The sequence below is a fragment of the Streptomyces sp. NPDC059740 genome, assembly GCF_042733155.1.
Lineage (GTDB): Bacteria > Actinomycetota > Actinomycetes > Streptomycetales > Streptomycetaceae > Streptomyces.
In genome coordinates this window covers 29,949-45,492 of the sequence record NZ_JBHWGP010000035.1, presented here as the reverse complement: position 1 = coordinate 45,492, position 15,544 = coordinate 29,949, and the positions used below count along the sequence as shown (strand labels likewise).

General features: G+C 71.2%; 11 protein-coding genes. 5 read left to right on the top strand and 6 right to left on the bottom strand.

What is annotated here, in order from left to right; genetic code table 11:
* Positions 1 to 10 precede the first annotated feature (10 nt).
* From ACFV3R_RS28440 to ACFV3R_RS28420, 5 genes are all read left to right on the top strand, one after another.
* Positions 11 to 952, top strand: a complete 942-nt coding sequence (locus ACFV3R_RS28440) for a carbohydrate ABC transporter permease (RefSeq protein WP_385589083.1) — start codon at positions 11 to 13, stop codon at positions 950 to 952.
* A 3-nt stretch (positions 953 to 955) separates the two neighbouring features.
* Positions 956 to 1,777 carry a carbohydrate ABC transporter permease gene (locus ACFV3R_RS28435; RefSeq protein ID WP_385589081.1) on the top strand — a complete coding sequence of 274 codons (822 nt, stop codon included), beginning with the start codon at positions 956 to 958 and terminating at the stop codon, positions 1,775 to 1,777.
* 145 nt (positions 1,778 to 1,922) lie between these two features.
* Complete coding sequence (yicI, locus tag ACFV3R_RS28430) at positions 1,923 to 4,253, top strand: alpha-xylosidase (RefSeq protein WP_385589079.1); 2,331 nt, start codon at positions 1,923 to 1,925, stop codon at positions 4,251 to 4,253.
* A 176-nt stretch (positions 4,254 to 4,429) separates the two neighbouring features.
* On the top strand, positions 4,430 to 5,410 hold the full coding sequence (locus ACFV3R_RS28425; RefSeq protein WP_385589077.1) for a cation diffusion facilitator family transporter: 981 nt from the start codon (positions 4,430 to 4,432) through the stop codon (positions 5,408 to 5,410).
* Positions 5,411 to 5,898: 488 nt separating this feature from the next.
* Positions 5,899 to 6,459: a transglycosylase SLT domain-containing protein gene (locus tag ACFV3R_RS28420; RefSeq protein WP_385589075.1), complete on the top strand. Its 561-nt coding sequence runs from the start codon at positions 5,899 to 5,901 to the stop codon at positions 6,457 to 6,459.
* Positions 6,460 to 6,649: 190 nt separating this feature from the next.
* Here the strand turns inward: ACFV3R_RS28420 and ACFV3R_RS28415 are convergent, their stop codons facing one another.
* From ACFV3R_RS28415 to ACFV3R_RS28390, 6 genes are all read right to left on the bottom strand, one after another.
* Positions 6,650 to 7,246 carry a dihydrofolate reductase family protein gene (locus ACFV3R_RS28415; RefSeq protein WP_385589073.1) on the bottom strand — a complete coding sequence of 199 codons (597 nt, stop codon included), beginning with the start codon at positions 7,244 to 7,246 and terminating at the stop codon, positions 6,650 to 6,652.
* Positions 7,247 to 7,399: 153 nt separating this feature from the next.
* The gene (locus ACFV3R_RS28410; protein ID WP_385589071.1) at positions 7,400 to 8,668 is read right to left on the bottom strand and encodes a glucarate dehydratase family protein; all 1,269 of its coding nucleotides are present in this window, start codon (positions 8,666 to 8,668) and stop codon (positions 7,400 to 7,402) included.
* A gap of 355 nt (positions 8,669 to 9,023) precedes the next feature.
* Positions 9,024 to 12,065: an alpha-mannosidase gene (locus ACFV3R_RS28405; RefSeq protein ID WP_385589069.1), complete on the bottom strand. Its 3,042-nt coding sequence runs from the start codon at positions 12,063 to 12,065 to the stop codon at positions 9,024 to 9,026.
* A 65-nt stretch (positions 12,066 to 12,130) separates the two neighbouring features.
* A complete protein-coding gene (locus ACFV3R_RS28400) occupies positions 12,131 to 13,036 on the bottom strand; it encodes a carbohydrate ABC transporter permease (protein ID WP_385589067.1) in 906 nt (301 codons plus the stop codon).
* Positions 13,036 to 13,968, bottom strand: a complete 933-nt coding sequence (locus ACFV3R_RS28395) for a carbohydrate ABC transporter permease (protein ID WP_385589065.1) — start codon at positions 13,966 to 13,968, stop codon at positions 13,036 to 13,038. The genes ACFV3R_RS28400 and ACFV3R_RS28395 overlap by 1 nt, the downstream gene beginning before the upstream one ends.
* Entirely contained in the window at positions 13,965 to 15,341 is a 1,377-nt protein-coding gene (locus tag ACFV3R_RS28390) for an extracellular solute-binding protein (protein ID WP_385589063.1), read from the bottom strand. Before ACFV3R_RS28390 ends, ACFV3R_RS28395 begins: the two co-directional genes overlap by 4 nt.
* Positions 15,342 to 15,544 lie beyond the last annotated feature (203 nt).

Below are 15,544 nucleotides of genomic sequence, written 5' to 3'. Positions count from 1 at the left end.
GACGCAGACCATGACCACCACCCTCGCCGCCGGCACCCGCGCCGCGCCGCCCACCACCCGACGTGGCCGCGCCCACGCCCCGCTGCGCTGGCTCTTCGTCCTGCCGGCGCTGCTCTACATCGTGCTGTTCTTCGGCTACCCGCTCGTCCGCAACGTCGTGATGAGCTTCCAGCACTACACGCCCCGCACCTACTTCACCGGTGAGGCCCCCTTCAACGGCCTGGCCAACTGGCGCGCGGTGTTCTCCGACAGCCTCTTCACCGACTCGCTGTGGCACACCGCCCTGTTCACCGTCGGATCGCTGGTCGGCCAGTTCACCATCGGCCTGGCCCTCGCCGTCTTCTTCTCCCGCCGCTTCCGTCTCTCCGGCACCGTCCGGGCGGTCCTGCTGCTGCCCTGGCTGGTGCCCATGGTCGTCTCCGCCGTGGTGTGGCGCCGACTGCTGGACCAGGACCACGGGGTGGTCAACAGCCTGCTGTCCGCCCTCGGCCTGACCGACGGGGGAGTGCCCTGGCTCAACAGCCCCAGCACGGCACTGCTCTCCGCCGTCCTCGTCAACATCTGGATCGGCGTCCCCTTCAACATGGTCATCCTCTACGGCGGACTCCAGGAGATCCCCCGGGAGCTGCGGGAGGCCGCCGCCCTGGACGGGGCAGGCGCCTGGCGCACCTTCCGCAGCGTGACGCTGCCGGTGCTGCGGCCCGTCGTCACCGTCGTCCTCGTGCTCGGCTTCATGTCCACCGTCAAGATCCTCGACCTGATCCTCGCGCTGACCTCCGGCGGGCCCGCCGACTCCACCCAGACCCTGGGCACCGTCACCTACCAGCTCTCCTTCATGCAGCTGGACTTCGGCCAGGGCGCGGTGGTCGGCACCGTGCTCCTCCTGGTGAGCGCGGTCTTCGCCGTCCTGTACCTGCGCGCCAACCGCACCGACCTCGGAAAGGAGGGGTGAGGCATGCCCAACCCCGCCCGGCGCGTACGCAGCGCCTGGAACACCGTCGCCGCCCTGCTGATCCTCGCCGTCCTGCTCTTCCCGGTGTACTGGATGGCCGACACCGCGCTCCAGCCGGACGCCGGCACGGCAGCGGTCCACTTCCTCCCCCGCGACCTCAGCCTCCGCAACTTCCGTACCGCACTGGACACCCAGGGCGGCTCGCTCCTCACCAGCCTCGCCGTCTCCCTCGGTGCCGTCCTGGTCTGCCTGGCGCTGGCCGCCCCCGCAGCCCACGCCCTGGCCCAGTTCCGCCTGCGGGGCAGCCGCTCCATGGTCTTCGCCACGCTCATCACCCAGATGGTGCCGGGCATCGTCATCGCCAACGCCCTCTACAGCGCCTACGCGGAACTGGGCCTGGTCAACTCCTACCTCGGACTGATCCTGGCCGACGCCTCGCTGGGCCTGCCGTTCTCCATCGTCCTGCTCCGCGCGTTCATGGTCTCCATACCCCGCGAGGTGATCGAGGCCGCCCTGGTCGACGGCGCCAACCGCTTCACCGCCTTCGTCCGGGTGGTGCTGCCCATGAGCCGCAACGCCCTCATCACCGCGGGCCTGTTCACCTTCCTGTTCGCCTGGTCGGACTTCATGTTCGCCCTCACCCTCAACACCACCGACGACGTCAAACCCATCACGCTGGGCATCTACCAGTTCGTCGGCGCACACGTCAGCGACTGGGGAGCCGTCATGGCGACCGCCGTCCTCTCCGCGCTGCCCGCCGCCGTGCTGCTGGTGGTCGCCCAGCGGTACATCGCGGCGGGCATCGCCGGCGGCTCGGTGAAGTGAGCACAGCCGCCACCGGCCGCCGCGGCCCGCACCCCTGAGGGCCGCGGCCGGCACCACCGCCGCGCACCACCCGAACCATCCTCCACGGCCTGGCCGCCGCAGGCCCGGGCCGCGGCCCCGATCCACCGAAAGAGCAGGTCACCCGATGAAGTTCACCGACGGCTACTGGCTGATGCGCGACGGCGTCGAGGCCGTCTACGCCAAGGAGACCGCGGACGCCCGCCTGGAGAGCGACCGGCTCGTCCTGCACGCCGCGACCCGCCACGTCCACAGTCGCGGCCAGACCCTCAACAGCCCCCTGATCACCGTCGAGTGCTGGTCACCTGCCGAGGGCGTCATCGGGGTCCGCACCACCCACCATGCCGGAGCGGCGGAGCACGGACCCGACTTCACCCTCCACACCGACCCCGGCCACCACGCCACCACCCACCGCGACGGAACCGTCCTGGAGCTCACCACGGGCCCGCTCGCCGTCCGCGTCGACACCTCGGAGCCCTGGCGGCTGGACTTCACCGCAGAAGGCCGCCCCCTCACCTCGGCGGGCGACCGCGGTACCGGATATGCCACCACCGCCGACGGCACCCACCACATGGTCACCCAACTGGACCTCGGAGTAGGCGAGTTGGTGTACGGGCTCGGGGAGAGGTTCACCCCCTTCACCCGCAACGGGCAGAGCGTGGAGATCTGGCAGGCCGACGGCGGCACCGCCAGCGAGCAGGCCTACAAGAACGTCCCCTTCCACCTCACCAACCGCGGCTACGGCGTGTTCGTCAACCATCCCGGACAGGTCTCCTACGAGATCGGTTCGGAGGCCGTGGGCCGGGTCCAGTTCAGCGTGGCCGACCAGAGCGTGGAGTACTTCGTCATCCACGGCCCCACCCCGAAGGAGGTCCTGGACCGCTACACGGCGCTGACCGGCCGCCCCGCACTGCCGCCGGCCTGGTCCTTCGGGCTGTGGCTCTCCACCTCCTTCACCACCGCCTACGACGAGTCGACCGTCACCCGCTTCGTGACCGGCATGGCCGAACGCGACATCCCGCTGGGCGTCTTCCACTTCGACTGCTTCTGGATGCGCGCCTACCAGTGGTGCGACTTCACCTGGGACCCGGAGGTCTTCCCCGACCCCGAGGGCATGCTGCGCCGGCTCAAGGAGCGCGGCCTGCGCATCTGCGTCTGGATCAACCCCTACATCGCCCAGAAGTCACCCCTGTTCGAGGAGGCCCGGCGCCTGGGGCACCTGGTGCGCAGGCCCGACGGCGGGGTGTGGCAGTGGGACATGTGGCAGGCCGGCATGGCGCTGGTCGACTTCACCAGCCCCGACGCCAGGGACTGGTACGCCGGGAAACTGCGCGGACTGCTCGGCCAGGGCGTGGACTGCTTCAAGACCGACTTCGGCGAACGCATCCCCACCGACGTGGTGTGGCACGACGGCTCCGACCCGCAGCGCATGCACAACCACTACACCCACCTGTACAACCGCACCGTCTTCGAGGTCCTCACCCAGGAACGCGGTGCGGACGAAGCGGTGCTCTTCGCCCGGTCCGCCACCGCCGGCGGCCAGCAGTACCCCGTCCACTGGGGCGGCGACTGCGAGTCGAGCTTCGGCGCGATGGCGGAGTCCCTGCGCGGCGGCCTCTCCCTGGGTCTGTCCGGCTTCGGCTTCTGGAGCCACGACATCGGCGGCTTCGAGGGCACCCCCTCACCCGAGGTCTTCAAACGCTGGGTGCAGTTCGGCCTGCTCTCCTCGCACAGCCGTCTGCACGGCAGCGGCTCCTACCGCGTCCCGTGGGACTACGACGAGGAGGCGGTGGCCGTCACGCGGGACTTCGCCCGGCTCAAGAACCGGCTCATGCCCTACCTGTACCGCGCCGCCCGGCAGGCAGCCGAGCAGGGCACCCCCGTCATGCGCGCGATGCTGCTGGAGTTCCCCGACGACCCGGCGTGCCACACCCTGGACCGCCAGTACATGCTGGGCGAGGACCTCCTCGTGGCCCCCGTCTTCTCCGCGGACGGCGAGGTCGAGTACTACGTGCCCGCGGGCACCTGGACGCACCTGCTGACCGGGGAACGCATCGAGGGCCCCGGCTGGCGCCGGGAGAGGTACGGGTTCGACAGCCTCCCGCTGCTCGCCAGGCCCGGCGCCGTCATCCCCTTCGGCGCCCGCAGCGACCTCGCCGCCTACGACTGGGCGGCCGACGTCACCCTGCACGTCCACGCCCCGGCCCCCGACGACACCGAGCGCCGGGTGGTGGTGGCCGGCGGCGAGGGCCAGCCCGTCACCTTCCGCGTCCGGCGGAACGCGCAGACCCTGACCGTGGACTCCGACGCGAGGGGACCGTGGAACGTCCTGCTGGTGGGCGGGGAAGGGGAACCGCTCACGGCGGGCGTGCGACGCGAGGCAGCTGGCGGCCCGTCCGGCACCCTGCTCAGGGTGCCGGGAGGAACCCCCACCCTCACCGTCCGCACGCAAGGCTGACCGCCCTCGCGCCGGGCCTGCCGGACCGGGCTGCCGGACGGGTCCGGTCCGGCAGGCAGCCCGGTCCGGCGGGGCGGGCCGTCTCCGTGCGGGCGCTCCGCCCCGTCCGGCTGCTCCGCAGGGCCGGCACCGCGTGCCGAGCGGTCCCGCGTCTGCGGCCCCCGTAGGTTCGTCGCATGAGCGAGAGGACGCAGACGCCGGACGACCCCGGCTCGGACCGGCCCGAGCCCGAGAGCGGTGACTCCACCTTCACCGTCGTGGTCGCCGCCGCGGCCAACCTGGGCGTGGCCGTGGCCAAGGCCGTGGCGGGGCTCATCAGCGGCTCCAGCGCCATGCTCTCGGAGGCCGCACACTCTCTCGCCGACACCGTCACCGAGATCCTGCTGCTGACGGCGCTCAAACGCAGCCAGAAGCCCGCCGACGAGGAACACCCGCTGGGCTACGGCCCGGAGCGCTACGTGTGGGCCCTCCTCGCCTCCGTCGCCACCTTCGTCGGCGGCGCGGTCTTCTCCGTCTACGACGGGGTGCACACCCTCACCCACGGCGAGGAGATCGGCAGCCCGACCGCCTCCTACTGCGTGCTCGCCCTGGCCTTCCTGCTGGAGGGCTTCTCGCTGCGCACCGGGGTGCGGCAGTCCCGCCGTGAGGCGGCGAGCCGGGACCGGCCCTTCCTGCACTACCTGCGGCACACCTCGGACACGGCCGTCAAAGCGGTGGTCCTGGAGGACACGGCGGCGCTCGCCGGGCTGCTGCTCGCCGCCCTCGGGCTGCTGCTCGAACAGCTCACCGGTGCCGTGGCCTGGGACGGCACCGCGGCCATCGCCATCGGGGTGCTGCTCGCCCTGGTGGCGTGGGAGCTGGGCAGGAGCAACGTCCAGCTCCTCATCGGCCGCGCACTGCCGCGTGCGATGCGGGAGGAGCTGAGGGCCGAGCTGCTCGCCCTGCCTGCGGTCGTCGAGGTCGTCGAGCTGACCACCCTCGTCCAGGGCCCGCGCGAGGTCCTGGTGGCCGCCAAGGTCGACTTCGAGGACGGCCTGAGCGCCGGGGACATCGAGCAGAGCTGCGAGGAGGCCGAACGGCGGCTCCGCTCACGCCTGCCGTCGGTCTGCCGCGTCTACCTGGACCCGACTCCGGGCCGCGGCACCCGCGCACGCTGAGCCGGACGGGCACGAGGTGGCACGTAGAGGCCGCCGTGACTGCACCCGTCACCTCCCCGAAAGCCCCGTCACCCCGCCGAGCTTCGCCTCAGAGCGTGTCCGGTCAACTGCACCACGTGGTACCGGCTGCCGCCGGAAGGCGAAATCCGCCGCGCTGCTGTGAGGGCGGGCACGGGGCGTGGGTCACAGGGGATGGGACGTAGTAGGCCGCAGCCTCTCAGCCATGGCGGTCGTCGCGGTCGTCTTCCGGTCCTCGCCTAAGCGCCTTCGTAGGTCACAGGTTGGCGCCGGTGGGGAGCCGGTTCCCAGGGTGGTGGACGTACCGGGGAGCCAGCGCCGGACACGGGCGGGAGTCCTTCTCGCCTGAGCCTGACACCGGCCCCATGACGCGCCCGCCGCGTCGGGCACGCACCGGAGCCTCCGGGCCTGGGTGCTGCCGCCGACAGCTTGTCGGCCTCCCCACGATGTCCCCCGTAGAGAGGTACGCCATGACTGCCACCACCACCGCCACCCGTTTCCGCAAGTACACGGTCGCCGGTATCGCCATCGCGGGTGCCGCCGCTGCCGCCGCGACTCTGGCGCCGACTCCGGCGCATGCTGCTCCGGTGCATGAGGCCAAGCCCGCGGCTGTCTCCGTCGCCCACGGCAAGAAGGCCGACGCGAATGATGTGCAGGCCAAGGAGGCGGCGAAGGTCGCCAAGCTGGTCGAGCAGGGCAAGAAGAAGCACGGCGACGACCTGGACGGCTGGATCCGCACGGCGCTGGACGTGATGCACGCCGAGCACATCCCCGGCTCCTACCAGGGCATCCACAAGAACATCATCCGTGAGTCCGGCGGTAACCCGACCGCGCAGAACAACTGGGACATCAACGCCCAGAAGGGCGTGCCGTCCAAGGGCCTGCTCCAGGTCATCCAGCCGACCTTCGACACCTACCACGTCAAGGGCACCAAGGACTCGCTGACCGACCCGGTCGCCAACATCGTGGCTGCGTGCAACTACGCCGCCGACCGCTACGGCTCGATGGACCACGTCGACTCCGCCTACTGATCGGGCGGGACGCCACAGTCCGCTCGGGCTCCGGGGACAGCCGTTCCCCGGTCGGGGGCGGCGGGGCCCGGGTCACCGGTGAGGGCCGGGTGGGATCACACGATCCCACCCGGCCCTCACCCATGCCCGCCCTTCGGTCCGCCCGCGTCGCGTGCCCGGCGGCACGTCCGGACGGAGGTGGAGCGCCGCGTCAGTCCTTGGCGGCAGGCCGGTAGACGCAGAGCTGCACGCCCGTCGCGCTCGTGGTCGCCGAGACGAGTTCCAGCGTGCGCAGCGCACCGTCCTCGGGGAAGATCCGCTTTCCGCCGCCCAGGAGCACCGGCATGAGCATCAGGCGTACCTCGTCCACCAGTCCCTCGTGCAGCAGGGTGCGGACGAGGGTGGGGCTGCCCATCACCAGCAGGTCTCCGCCGTCCGCCGCGTGCAGCCGCCGGAGGTGCGCCGGAGCCTCGTCGCCGGGGAGCAGCGTGGTGTTCTCCCAGGTCAGCTCGGACTCGGACAGGGTGGCGGAGACCACGTACTTGCGCACGGCGTTCATCCGGTCGGCGAAGGGGTCACCGGCCCGGTCCGGCCACGCCGCGGCCATCGTCTGCCAGGTGCGGCGTCCGAAAAGCAGGGCATCAGCCCCGGCCATCGCCTCGCCGACGAACCAGCCGACCGCCTCGGGGTCGAAGAAGGCGTGCGACCAGCCCCCGTGGGCGAAGCCGCCGTCGGTGTCCTCCTCCGGCCCGCCGGGTGCCTGCACGACACCGTCCAGGCTCATGAACTCACTGATGACGACGCGCACGGGGGCTCCTCCTCGGGACGGTGCACGACAGCGGCCGTCGCGCATCGCCCCATCTTCACCTTCGCCAGGCCTGCTGTGCCCGGCCCCGGAACGACACGCGTGCCGTGTCGCCGAGGAGGCGGGTGTGGCCGTCGTGCGGGACGGGCGCCGGGGTCACCAGCGGGGTGTCAGCTTCCGGTAGCCCGGATCGATGCGCTGCATGTAACCGGTGTCGTCGCGGTCGCGCAGGCCACAGGTCAGGTACTGCTCGTGGAGCCGGGCCAGGGCGTCGCGGTCCAGTTCCACCCCGAGGCCGGGCCCGCCGGGCACCGCGACCGCGCCGTTCTCGAAGGTCAGCGCACCGGGCTGCACGACCTCCTCCCACTTCCAGGGCCAGTGGGTGTCGCAGGCGTAGGTGAGGTCCGGGGTGGCGGCGGCGAGGTGGACCATCGCGGCGAGGCTGACGCCCAGGTGCGAGTTGGAGTGCATCGAGAGTCCCATGCCGAAGGTGCGGCAGATGCCCGAGAGCAGCTTGGAGCGGTGCAGGCCGCCCCAGTAGTGGTGGTCGGAGAGCACCACCTGGACCGAGTCCCGGGCGACGGCGGGGGCCAGCTCGTCGAAGGCGACCACGCACATGTTGGTCGCCAGCGGCATCGAGGCCCGGCGAGCCACCTCCGCCATGCCGTCGAGCCCGGGCGTCGGGTCCTCCAGGTACTCCAGGACGCCTGCCAGCTCCTCGGCCACCTTGACGGAGGTGGCCGGCGTCCAGGCGGCGTTGGGGTCCAGTCGCAGGGGGAGGTCGGGGAAGGCGGCCCGCAGCGCGTGCACCGCTTCGACCTCCTGCTCCGGCGGCAGGACGCCTCCCTTGAGCTTGACGGCGGTGAAGCCGTACTCGTCGATCATGCGTCGCGCCTGGGCGACGATGCCCTCACTGTCCAGGGCCGCCGGCCACGGGTCAGGGGCCAGCCCGGGGTGTCCGTCCCACTTGTAGAACAGGTAGGCGCTGAAGGGGACCCGGTCCCGAACGGCCCCACCGAGCAGGTCGCAGACCGGGCGGCCCACGGCCTTGCCCTGGATGTCCAGGCAGGCGACCTCGAAGGGGGAGAAGACGCGGTCGACGGTGCTGCTGGTGGTGATCATGCCCGTCAGGCCGTGTCCGTCGGAACCCCGGTCGTTGCCGAGCACCTCGGCGACGCGGGCGTGGAGCGTGTTGAGGGCGTAGACGTCCTGGCCGGTCAACACCTCGGCGGCAGCAGCCAGTCGGCGCAGGTGCCCGGTGTCGGCGTAGGTCTCGCCGAGCCCGCTCAGGCCCTGGTCGGTATGGACCTCGACGATGGCCCGCAGGGCGTACGGCTCGTGCACCCCGACCGCGTTGAGCAGGGCCTGGTCGTGGAAGGCGACCGGGGTGACGGTCACCTTCGTGATGCGTCCGGCGGCGCCCATCAGCGGCTCACCCGCCCACGCCGCCCAGTCAGAAGGCGTTCCGCTCGCGCCGGCCGCGGTTCGGGTCCGTGCGCTGCGCCTCGCGGTCCTCCCGCTGCCGCGACGTCCGGCGCCGCCGTTTCGTGTGTGCCGGACCGAGCCGTCAGGAGAAGCACCGGTTGCGTCCCTTCACCGAACCAACCATGTCCACACACATGAACAACATGCACAGGCGTGGACGAACGCAGCGAGACTATGCACCTCCCCACGGAGGGTCAACCCCACCGGGACGGCAGCCCGCACGGCAGAACCGGCGCTCGCGGCGGGCGCGCGGACCGGGGCGGGCGGCACCGGACCACCCGCCCCGGACTTCACCTCAGGACCGGGCCGCAGCCAGCCGCAGCGTGAGGATCTGGAACGGTCGCAGCGTCAACCGCACCGCCCCGCCGGCGGCCCGCGCCACGCCCGCCTCCTGCCTGGGCCGCTCCAGCAGGTCCGTCGCCGTGGCCGAGGCGAGCGGGAAGCCCGCCGTGAGAGTGGCCCGAGCCCGGACGCCCTGTGCCTCGTACAGTCGCACCACGACGTCGCCCGAGCGGTCGTCGGCCAGTTTCACGGCCTCCACCACGACGCCGTCCGAGTCCAGCGTCACCAGCGGTGCGACGGCCGAGGACCCGGGAACCATGCGCTCGGGGAGGTTGAGCCGGTAGCCCTCGCGCACCGCGTCCGCCACCTGTGCCCCGACCACCAGGGCGTAGCGGAGGTGGTGGCGTCCCTGGTCGGCTTCGGGATCGGGGAACCTGGGGGCCCGGACCAGCGACAGCCGCACCGTGGTGGTGGTCCCCCCGTCCTCGCGCACGTCCCGCGTCACGTCGTGGCCGTAGGTGGAGTCGTTGACCAGCGCGGCACCCCAGTCGCGCTCCCCGACGTGCAGGAACCGGTGCGCGCAGATCTCGAACTTGGCCGCGTCCCAACTGGTGTTGGCGTGGGTGGGACGCTCCACGTGGCCGAACGGGATCTCGGCCGTGGAGTGCGAGGCCCGCACGTCCAGGGGGAAGGCCGCCTTCAGCAGCTTCTCCCGCTCGTGCCAGTCGATCACCGTGTCCACTTCCAGGCGGGCGTCCCCCGCGGCGAGCGAGAGGTGCTGCTCGATCCGGGAGGCGCCGAAGGTCCGCACCACCCGGACCCCCTCCGGCGTGGCGGTCACCGACTCGGCCGCCGTGAGGTCGGTGACGGTGTTGCGGTAGAAGGCGTCCACGTCCCAGGCGTCCCACTTGTTGGGGAAGTCCTGGTGGAGCTGGAGCAGGTTGCCGACCGTGCCCGGCGCCAGCGCCTCCCGCTCGCCGATGAGGTCGTACGCGGAGGTGATCAGGCCTCGGCCGTCCACCGCCACCCGCAGCAGACCGTTGTCCAGCACGTACCCGTCCCCCGACGCCTCGGGAACGGCCGGCGCTGCGGCCTCCTCCCGCGGCGCCGCGCCGAGCGCCGGCACTCCCTCGCGGGCGTGCGGCGCCGCGTTGAAGACGACGGTGCCGCCGGGCGGGCCGGCCAGTGCCCGCTGCGCGGCCTCCGTCAGGTCCTGCAGTTCCGCCGCCACCTGCCGGTAGGTCTCCTCCGCCTCGCGGTGCACCCAGGCGATGGAGGAGCCCGGCAGGATGTCGTGGAACTGGTGGGTGAGCACTGTCTTCCACAACCGGTCCAGGGCCTCGTACGGGTAGGCGGCGCCCTCGCGCACCGCGGCGGTCGCCGCCCACAGCTCGGCCTCGCGCAGCAGGTGCTCGCTGCGCCGGTTGCCCTGCTTGGTCGCCAACTGGCTGGTGAGCGTGCCGCGGTGGAACTCCAGGTACAACTCGCCCACCCACACCGGGGCGTCGGTGTACTCGGCCCTGGCTTTGGTGAAGAACTCCTGAGGCGTTTCGATGGCCACCCGCGGCGACCCCTCCAGGTCTGCCGTCCGGGCGGCGCGCGCGAGCATCTCCCGGGTGGGGCCGCCCCCGCCGTCCCCGTACCCGAAGGGCACCAGCGACCGGTCGCAGGCGCCCTTGTCCTGGAAGTTGCGTACGGTGTGGGCCAGTTCCGCGCCCGAGAGATCGCTGTTGTAGGTGTCCACCGGCGGGAAGTGGCTGAAGATGCGGGTGCCGTCGACGCCCTCCCACCAGAAGCTGTGGTGGGGGAACTTGTTGGTGGTGTTCCAGGACAGCTTCTGGGTGAGGAAGTACTCCACGCCCGCCAGCTTCATCAGCTGCGGCAGCGCCGCGTTGTAGCCGAAGGTGTCCGGCAGCCACATCTCCCGCGTCTCGACTCCGAACTCCTCGAGGTAGAAGCGCTTTCCGTGGACGAACTGCCGCGCCAGGGCCTCACCACCGGTCAGGTTGGTGTCGGGTTCGACCCACAGGCTGCCGGTCGGCAGGAACTGGCCCGTCTTGGCCTTCTCCACGGCACGTTCGTAGACCTCCGGCCGCTGCTCCTTGAGCCAGGCGAGCTGCTGGGCCTGGGACATCACGAACTTGAACTCGGGGTGGTCGTCCATCAGCTGGGTGACGTTGGAGACGGTGCGCGCCACCTTGCGCACCGTCTCCCGCAGCGGCCACAGCCAGGCCGTGTCGATGTGCGCGTGCCCCACGGCGGAGGCCCGGTGGGCGCCGGCGTGGGCGGGGGCCGTCAGGGCCGGCCGCAGGACCTCGCGGGCGGCCGGGGCGGTGGCGCCGACGTCCTGGAGGTCCAGTGCGTCCAGGGAGCGGGAGATCGTCCGCAGCAGTTGCCAGCGCCGGGAGGAGTCCGCCGGCAGCTCCAGCATCAACTGCCCCAGGACCTCCAGATCCTGGACGAGCTCGTGGACGCCGGAGTCGAAGACCGCAAGGTCCATCCGGTGCAGCCGGTAGAGCGGCTCACCCGCGGGTGACCCCTCCTCGCTGAGCCAGGGCGCCCGGCCGCCCAGCGGGGTGGGCCCGAAGGAGTTCTCGCCGGACTGCATCACCACGGGGTTGGCCGCGGCCTCCACGTACAGGGTGAAGGACTCGCCGCCCACCGCGGGACGCGCCAGCGGCACCCAGACGTTGCGGGGGTTGAGGGCCTTCACCGCGGTGCCGTCCGGACGGTAGACCAGGCCCTCGGCGGAGAAACCGGGCGAGGTGGAGCCGAACCCCAGGTCCAGTACGGCCTCGACCGTGCACCCCGCCCACTCCTCGGGCACGGTGCCGCTGACCCGGAACCAGGTGGTGGACCAGGCAGGACCCCAGCGGTCGCCGGGCCGGACGGGGACGTACTCGGCCGCCAGTCCCTCGGCCACCGGCACGGGCTCGCCCGACACCGGCCAGGCCGCGACCTCCAGCGGCACCGCACGCCCGTGGACGGCCGGTCGCAGCCGCTGGTCCAGCACCCTGCGCAGGCGCTTCTCGATGTCGTCGCGGTCGTCGTGCATGCGTTCCTCATTTCCTTCGGGGGAATGGCATCGTTGTCAGGCGAGGGTGGGGCGGTGTGCGCCGGTCAGCCCTTGAGGGCCCCGCCCAGCGCGAAGCCGCCGCCCAGCCTGCGTGCGAGCACCACGTAGAGCAGGACGACGGGGATCGAGTAGAGGATGGAGAAGGCTGCCAGCTGCCCGTACTGCGTCTGGTCGTGGGAGCTGAGGAAGGTGAACACGCTCACCGACGCCGGCAGCTTCTCGGGGGAGAGCAGCAGGATGAAGGGGACGAAGAAGTTCCCCCACATGCCGATGAAGGTGAAGATCGTCACCACGGTCACGCCGGGCCGCATCAGCGGCAGCACCACACGCCACAGCACCTGGAGCGTGCCCGCGCCGTCGATCCGGGCGGCCTCCTCCAGCACCACGGGTACGCCGTCCATGAAGTTCTTCGTCAGCCAGATGCCGAACGGCAGACCGGCGGCGGCGAGGAAGAGGGCGGTCGCGGGCATCGAGTCGATCAGGGAGGTCTGCACGAACATGCTGTACACCGGGATCATCACCGCGGTGATCGGCAGTCCCGTGGAGAAGAGCACCGTGTACAGGAAGGGCCGGCGCAGCCGCGACCGGTACCGCGACAGCGGGTAGGCGGCCAGCACGGAGCAGACGACGCACACCAGGGTTCCGCCGACGCACAGGAACAGCCCGTTGAGCAGCGGCAGGTAGGTGGTGTCCGCGTTGAGCACCCGGGAGTAGTTGGCCGCCGTCGGCGAGGGCACCGAGAGCCGGAAGTCGGCGTGTGCGTCGAGTGAGGCCAGCACCATCCACAGCAGCGGCAGCACGAACAGCACGGAGACCACGAGCAGTGCCGCGTTGACGCCGGCCCTCGCGGCGAGTCCGCGGCGGCGCCGGCCGGCGGCGGACGCGGTGATCGGCGGCAACCCCCGTACGCGCGGCGGCCGCGGCGCACGGACCTCTTCGGTCACGGCCATCAGTTGTCCTCCAGCTTCAGCATGCGGGTGTACACCAGGGAGAAGAGGGCGCCCACCACCAGGAGAACGAGGGCGATGGCCGTGCCGTAACCGATGAGGCTGTTCTGGAAGGCCTGCTGGTACATGTAGAGGGGCAGGGTCTCACTGTCGTCCCCCGGGCCGCCCCGCGTCATGGTGTAGATCAGGCCGAAGACGGAGAGCGTCTGGAGTGTGATCAGCATGAGGTTGGTGGTGATCGAGCGGCGGATGACGGGCAGGGTGACCCGCCACAGCCGCTGCCAGGGCCCCGCCCCGTCCATCTCGGCGGCCTCCACCAGGTCCTGGGGGACCTCGCTCAGCGCCGCGGTGTAGGTCATCATCGAGAACGCGGTGCCGCGCCAGACGTTGGCGAGGCAGACCGCCAGGATCGGCATCGTGTACAGCCAGTTCTGCTGCGGCAGGTGGAGGAGGTCCAGCACGGCGTTGAGCGAACCGCGCTGGTAGAAGAAGGCGTACATCAGGTACCCGGCCACCACCTCCGGCAGCACCCACGCACCGACCACCACGGTGTTGGTGAGAGCGCGCAGCGGGGCCGCGGCCTTCTCCGAGAGGAGGGCGAGCGCGAGGCCGAGGGTGTTCTGGCCCACCACCGCCGATCCGACGACGAACACCAGCGTCAGCAGTACCGACTTGAGGAAGACGGGATCCGCGAAGGCGCGCGTGAAGTTGGCCGCTCCGACGAAGTGCGTGCCGGTGGCACCGGTGAGCTGGGTGTCGGTGAACGCGTAGTAGACGCAGTACGCCACGGGCCCCGCGAGGAACACCAGCAGCAGGACGACCGACGGCAGGACCGGGACGCCGCGGAGCAGTGCACGGCCCGCGCCGGGGCGGGGCGCACGGCCACCGGGAGCCGGGCCGCGCCGGCCGGGGACCGCGGGTGCCTGCGCGCTCACCGGTCGCCCTTGACGGTGTTGCCGGCACCGACCGCGGCGGCTACGTCCTTGTCGTAGGCGGCGGCGGCCTGCGTGACCGAGCTCTGCCCGGTGGTCACCGACTCCATCGCCTTCTGGATCGCGGTGGAGACCTGCGGGTAGGTCGGCAGGCCGGGACGGTAGTGGGTGTCGGGGACCAGTGAGGTGAAGAACTTGTTGGTCGGCACCGCCCGGAGGTACCCGGGGTCGGCGGCCGAGTCCTTGCGGGGCGCGAGGGTGCCGTTGACCACGTTCCACTTGGCCGTCGCGTCCCGGGAGGTCAGGAAGGTGGCGAACTTCCAGGCGAGATCGGGGTTCTTGGCCTTGGCGGCGATCGACCAGGCCCAGCCGCCGGACAGGCTGACCCGGCCGGGCGCCTGGCCGTTCTGGGTGGGCATGGCGGCCTGCCCCATGGTGGACTGCCACGCCTTCCAGGGCTTGGGGCCGGTGGCGAGCCACTGGTTGGGCAGCCAGGAGCCGTCCAGGTTCATGGCGAGCTTGCCCTCGGGGAGGAGCTCGGTGGTGACCGTGTTGTTGAAGTTGGCGCCGAGGGCCTGGGAGGCGGAGGGGCCGAGGCCGTGGCCGTAGAGGTCGTGGACGAACGTCAGCGCGTCGCGGAAGCCCTTGCTCCCCACCACCCACTTCTTCTTGCCGGCGTCGTAGAGGGCGTCGTCGCCGGCGGGGGTGCCGTAGAGAAGCATCTCCAGGCCCTGCATGGAGGCCATCTCGCCGCTGGCCTTGCCCGTGTAGACGTTGAGCGGGACGACGCCGGGGACCTGCTTCTTGATCTTCTCCGCGGCGGCCATGACCTCGGCCCACGTCCTGGGCTGCCAGGGAAGGGCGATACCGGCCTTGGCGAAGATCTTCTTGTTGTACCAGATGCCCCGGGTGTCGGTGTCGTCCGGTACGCCGTAGACCTTGCCGTCCTTCACGGAGGTCACACCGGTCCTGGAGGCCTTCGGGTACTGGTCCCAGTCCTTCCACTTGGCCAGGTAGTCGTCCAGCGGGCGCAGATAGCCGCTGGCGACATCGGAGTTGATGGTCGCGGTGTCCTCGAAGACCAGGTCCGGTGCGGTCGCGGGCGAGCGCATCATGAGCTGGATCTTGGTGTAGTAGTCGTTCTCCGAGGCCGTGACCGGCACCAGTTGCACCTTCGTGCCCGGGTGGGCCTTCTCGAACTTCGCCGCCATCGGCTTGAGGTAGTTGGCCTGGATCTTGTTGGCGGCGTTCAGCTGCTGCTGGTAAACGACCTTGATCGTCTTGCCGTCGCTGGAGAGGGCACTGCCGCCGCAGCCGGTCGCAGTCACGCTCAGGACGGCCGACGAGGCCAGGGCGAGGAGGAGTTTGGTACGCACAGGAGGCCTCCGGAGAAGGGGACGCGCGTCGTGGGGGCGCATACCGGTCGCAGCACCGTCGTCCGGCGCCGGGGCCGACCACGCTTAGCGCGCAAGCAAAATCCACTTGATGGATGAAGTCAACGGACCGGACAGGTACAGTTTTTCGGGCTCCGCACGGTGCCCCGATCCCTGACCGGCGAACGGAACCCTGCGGGCGTGAG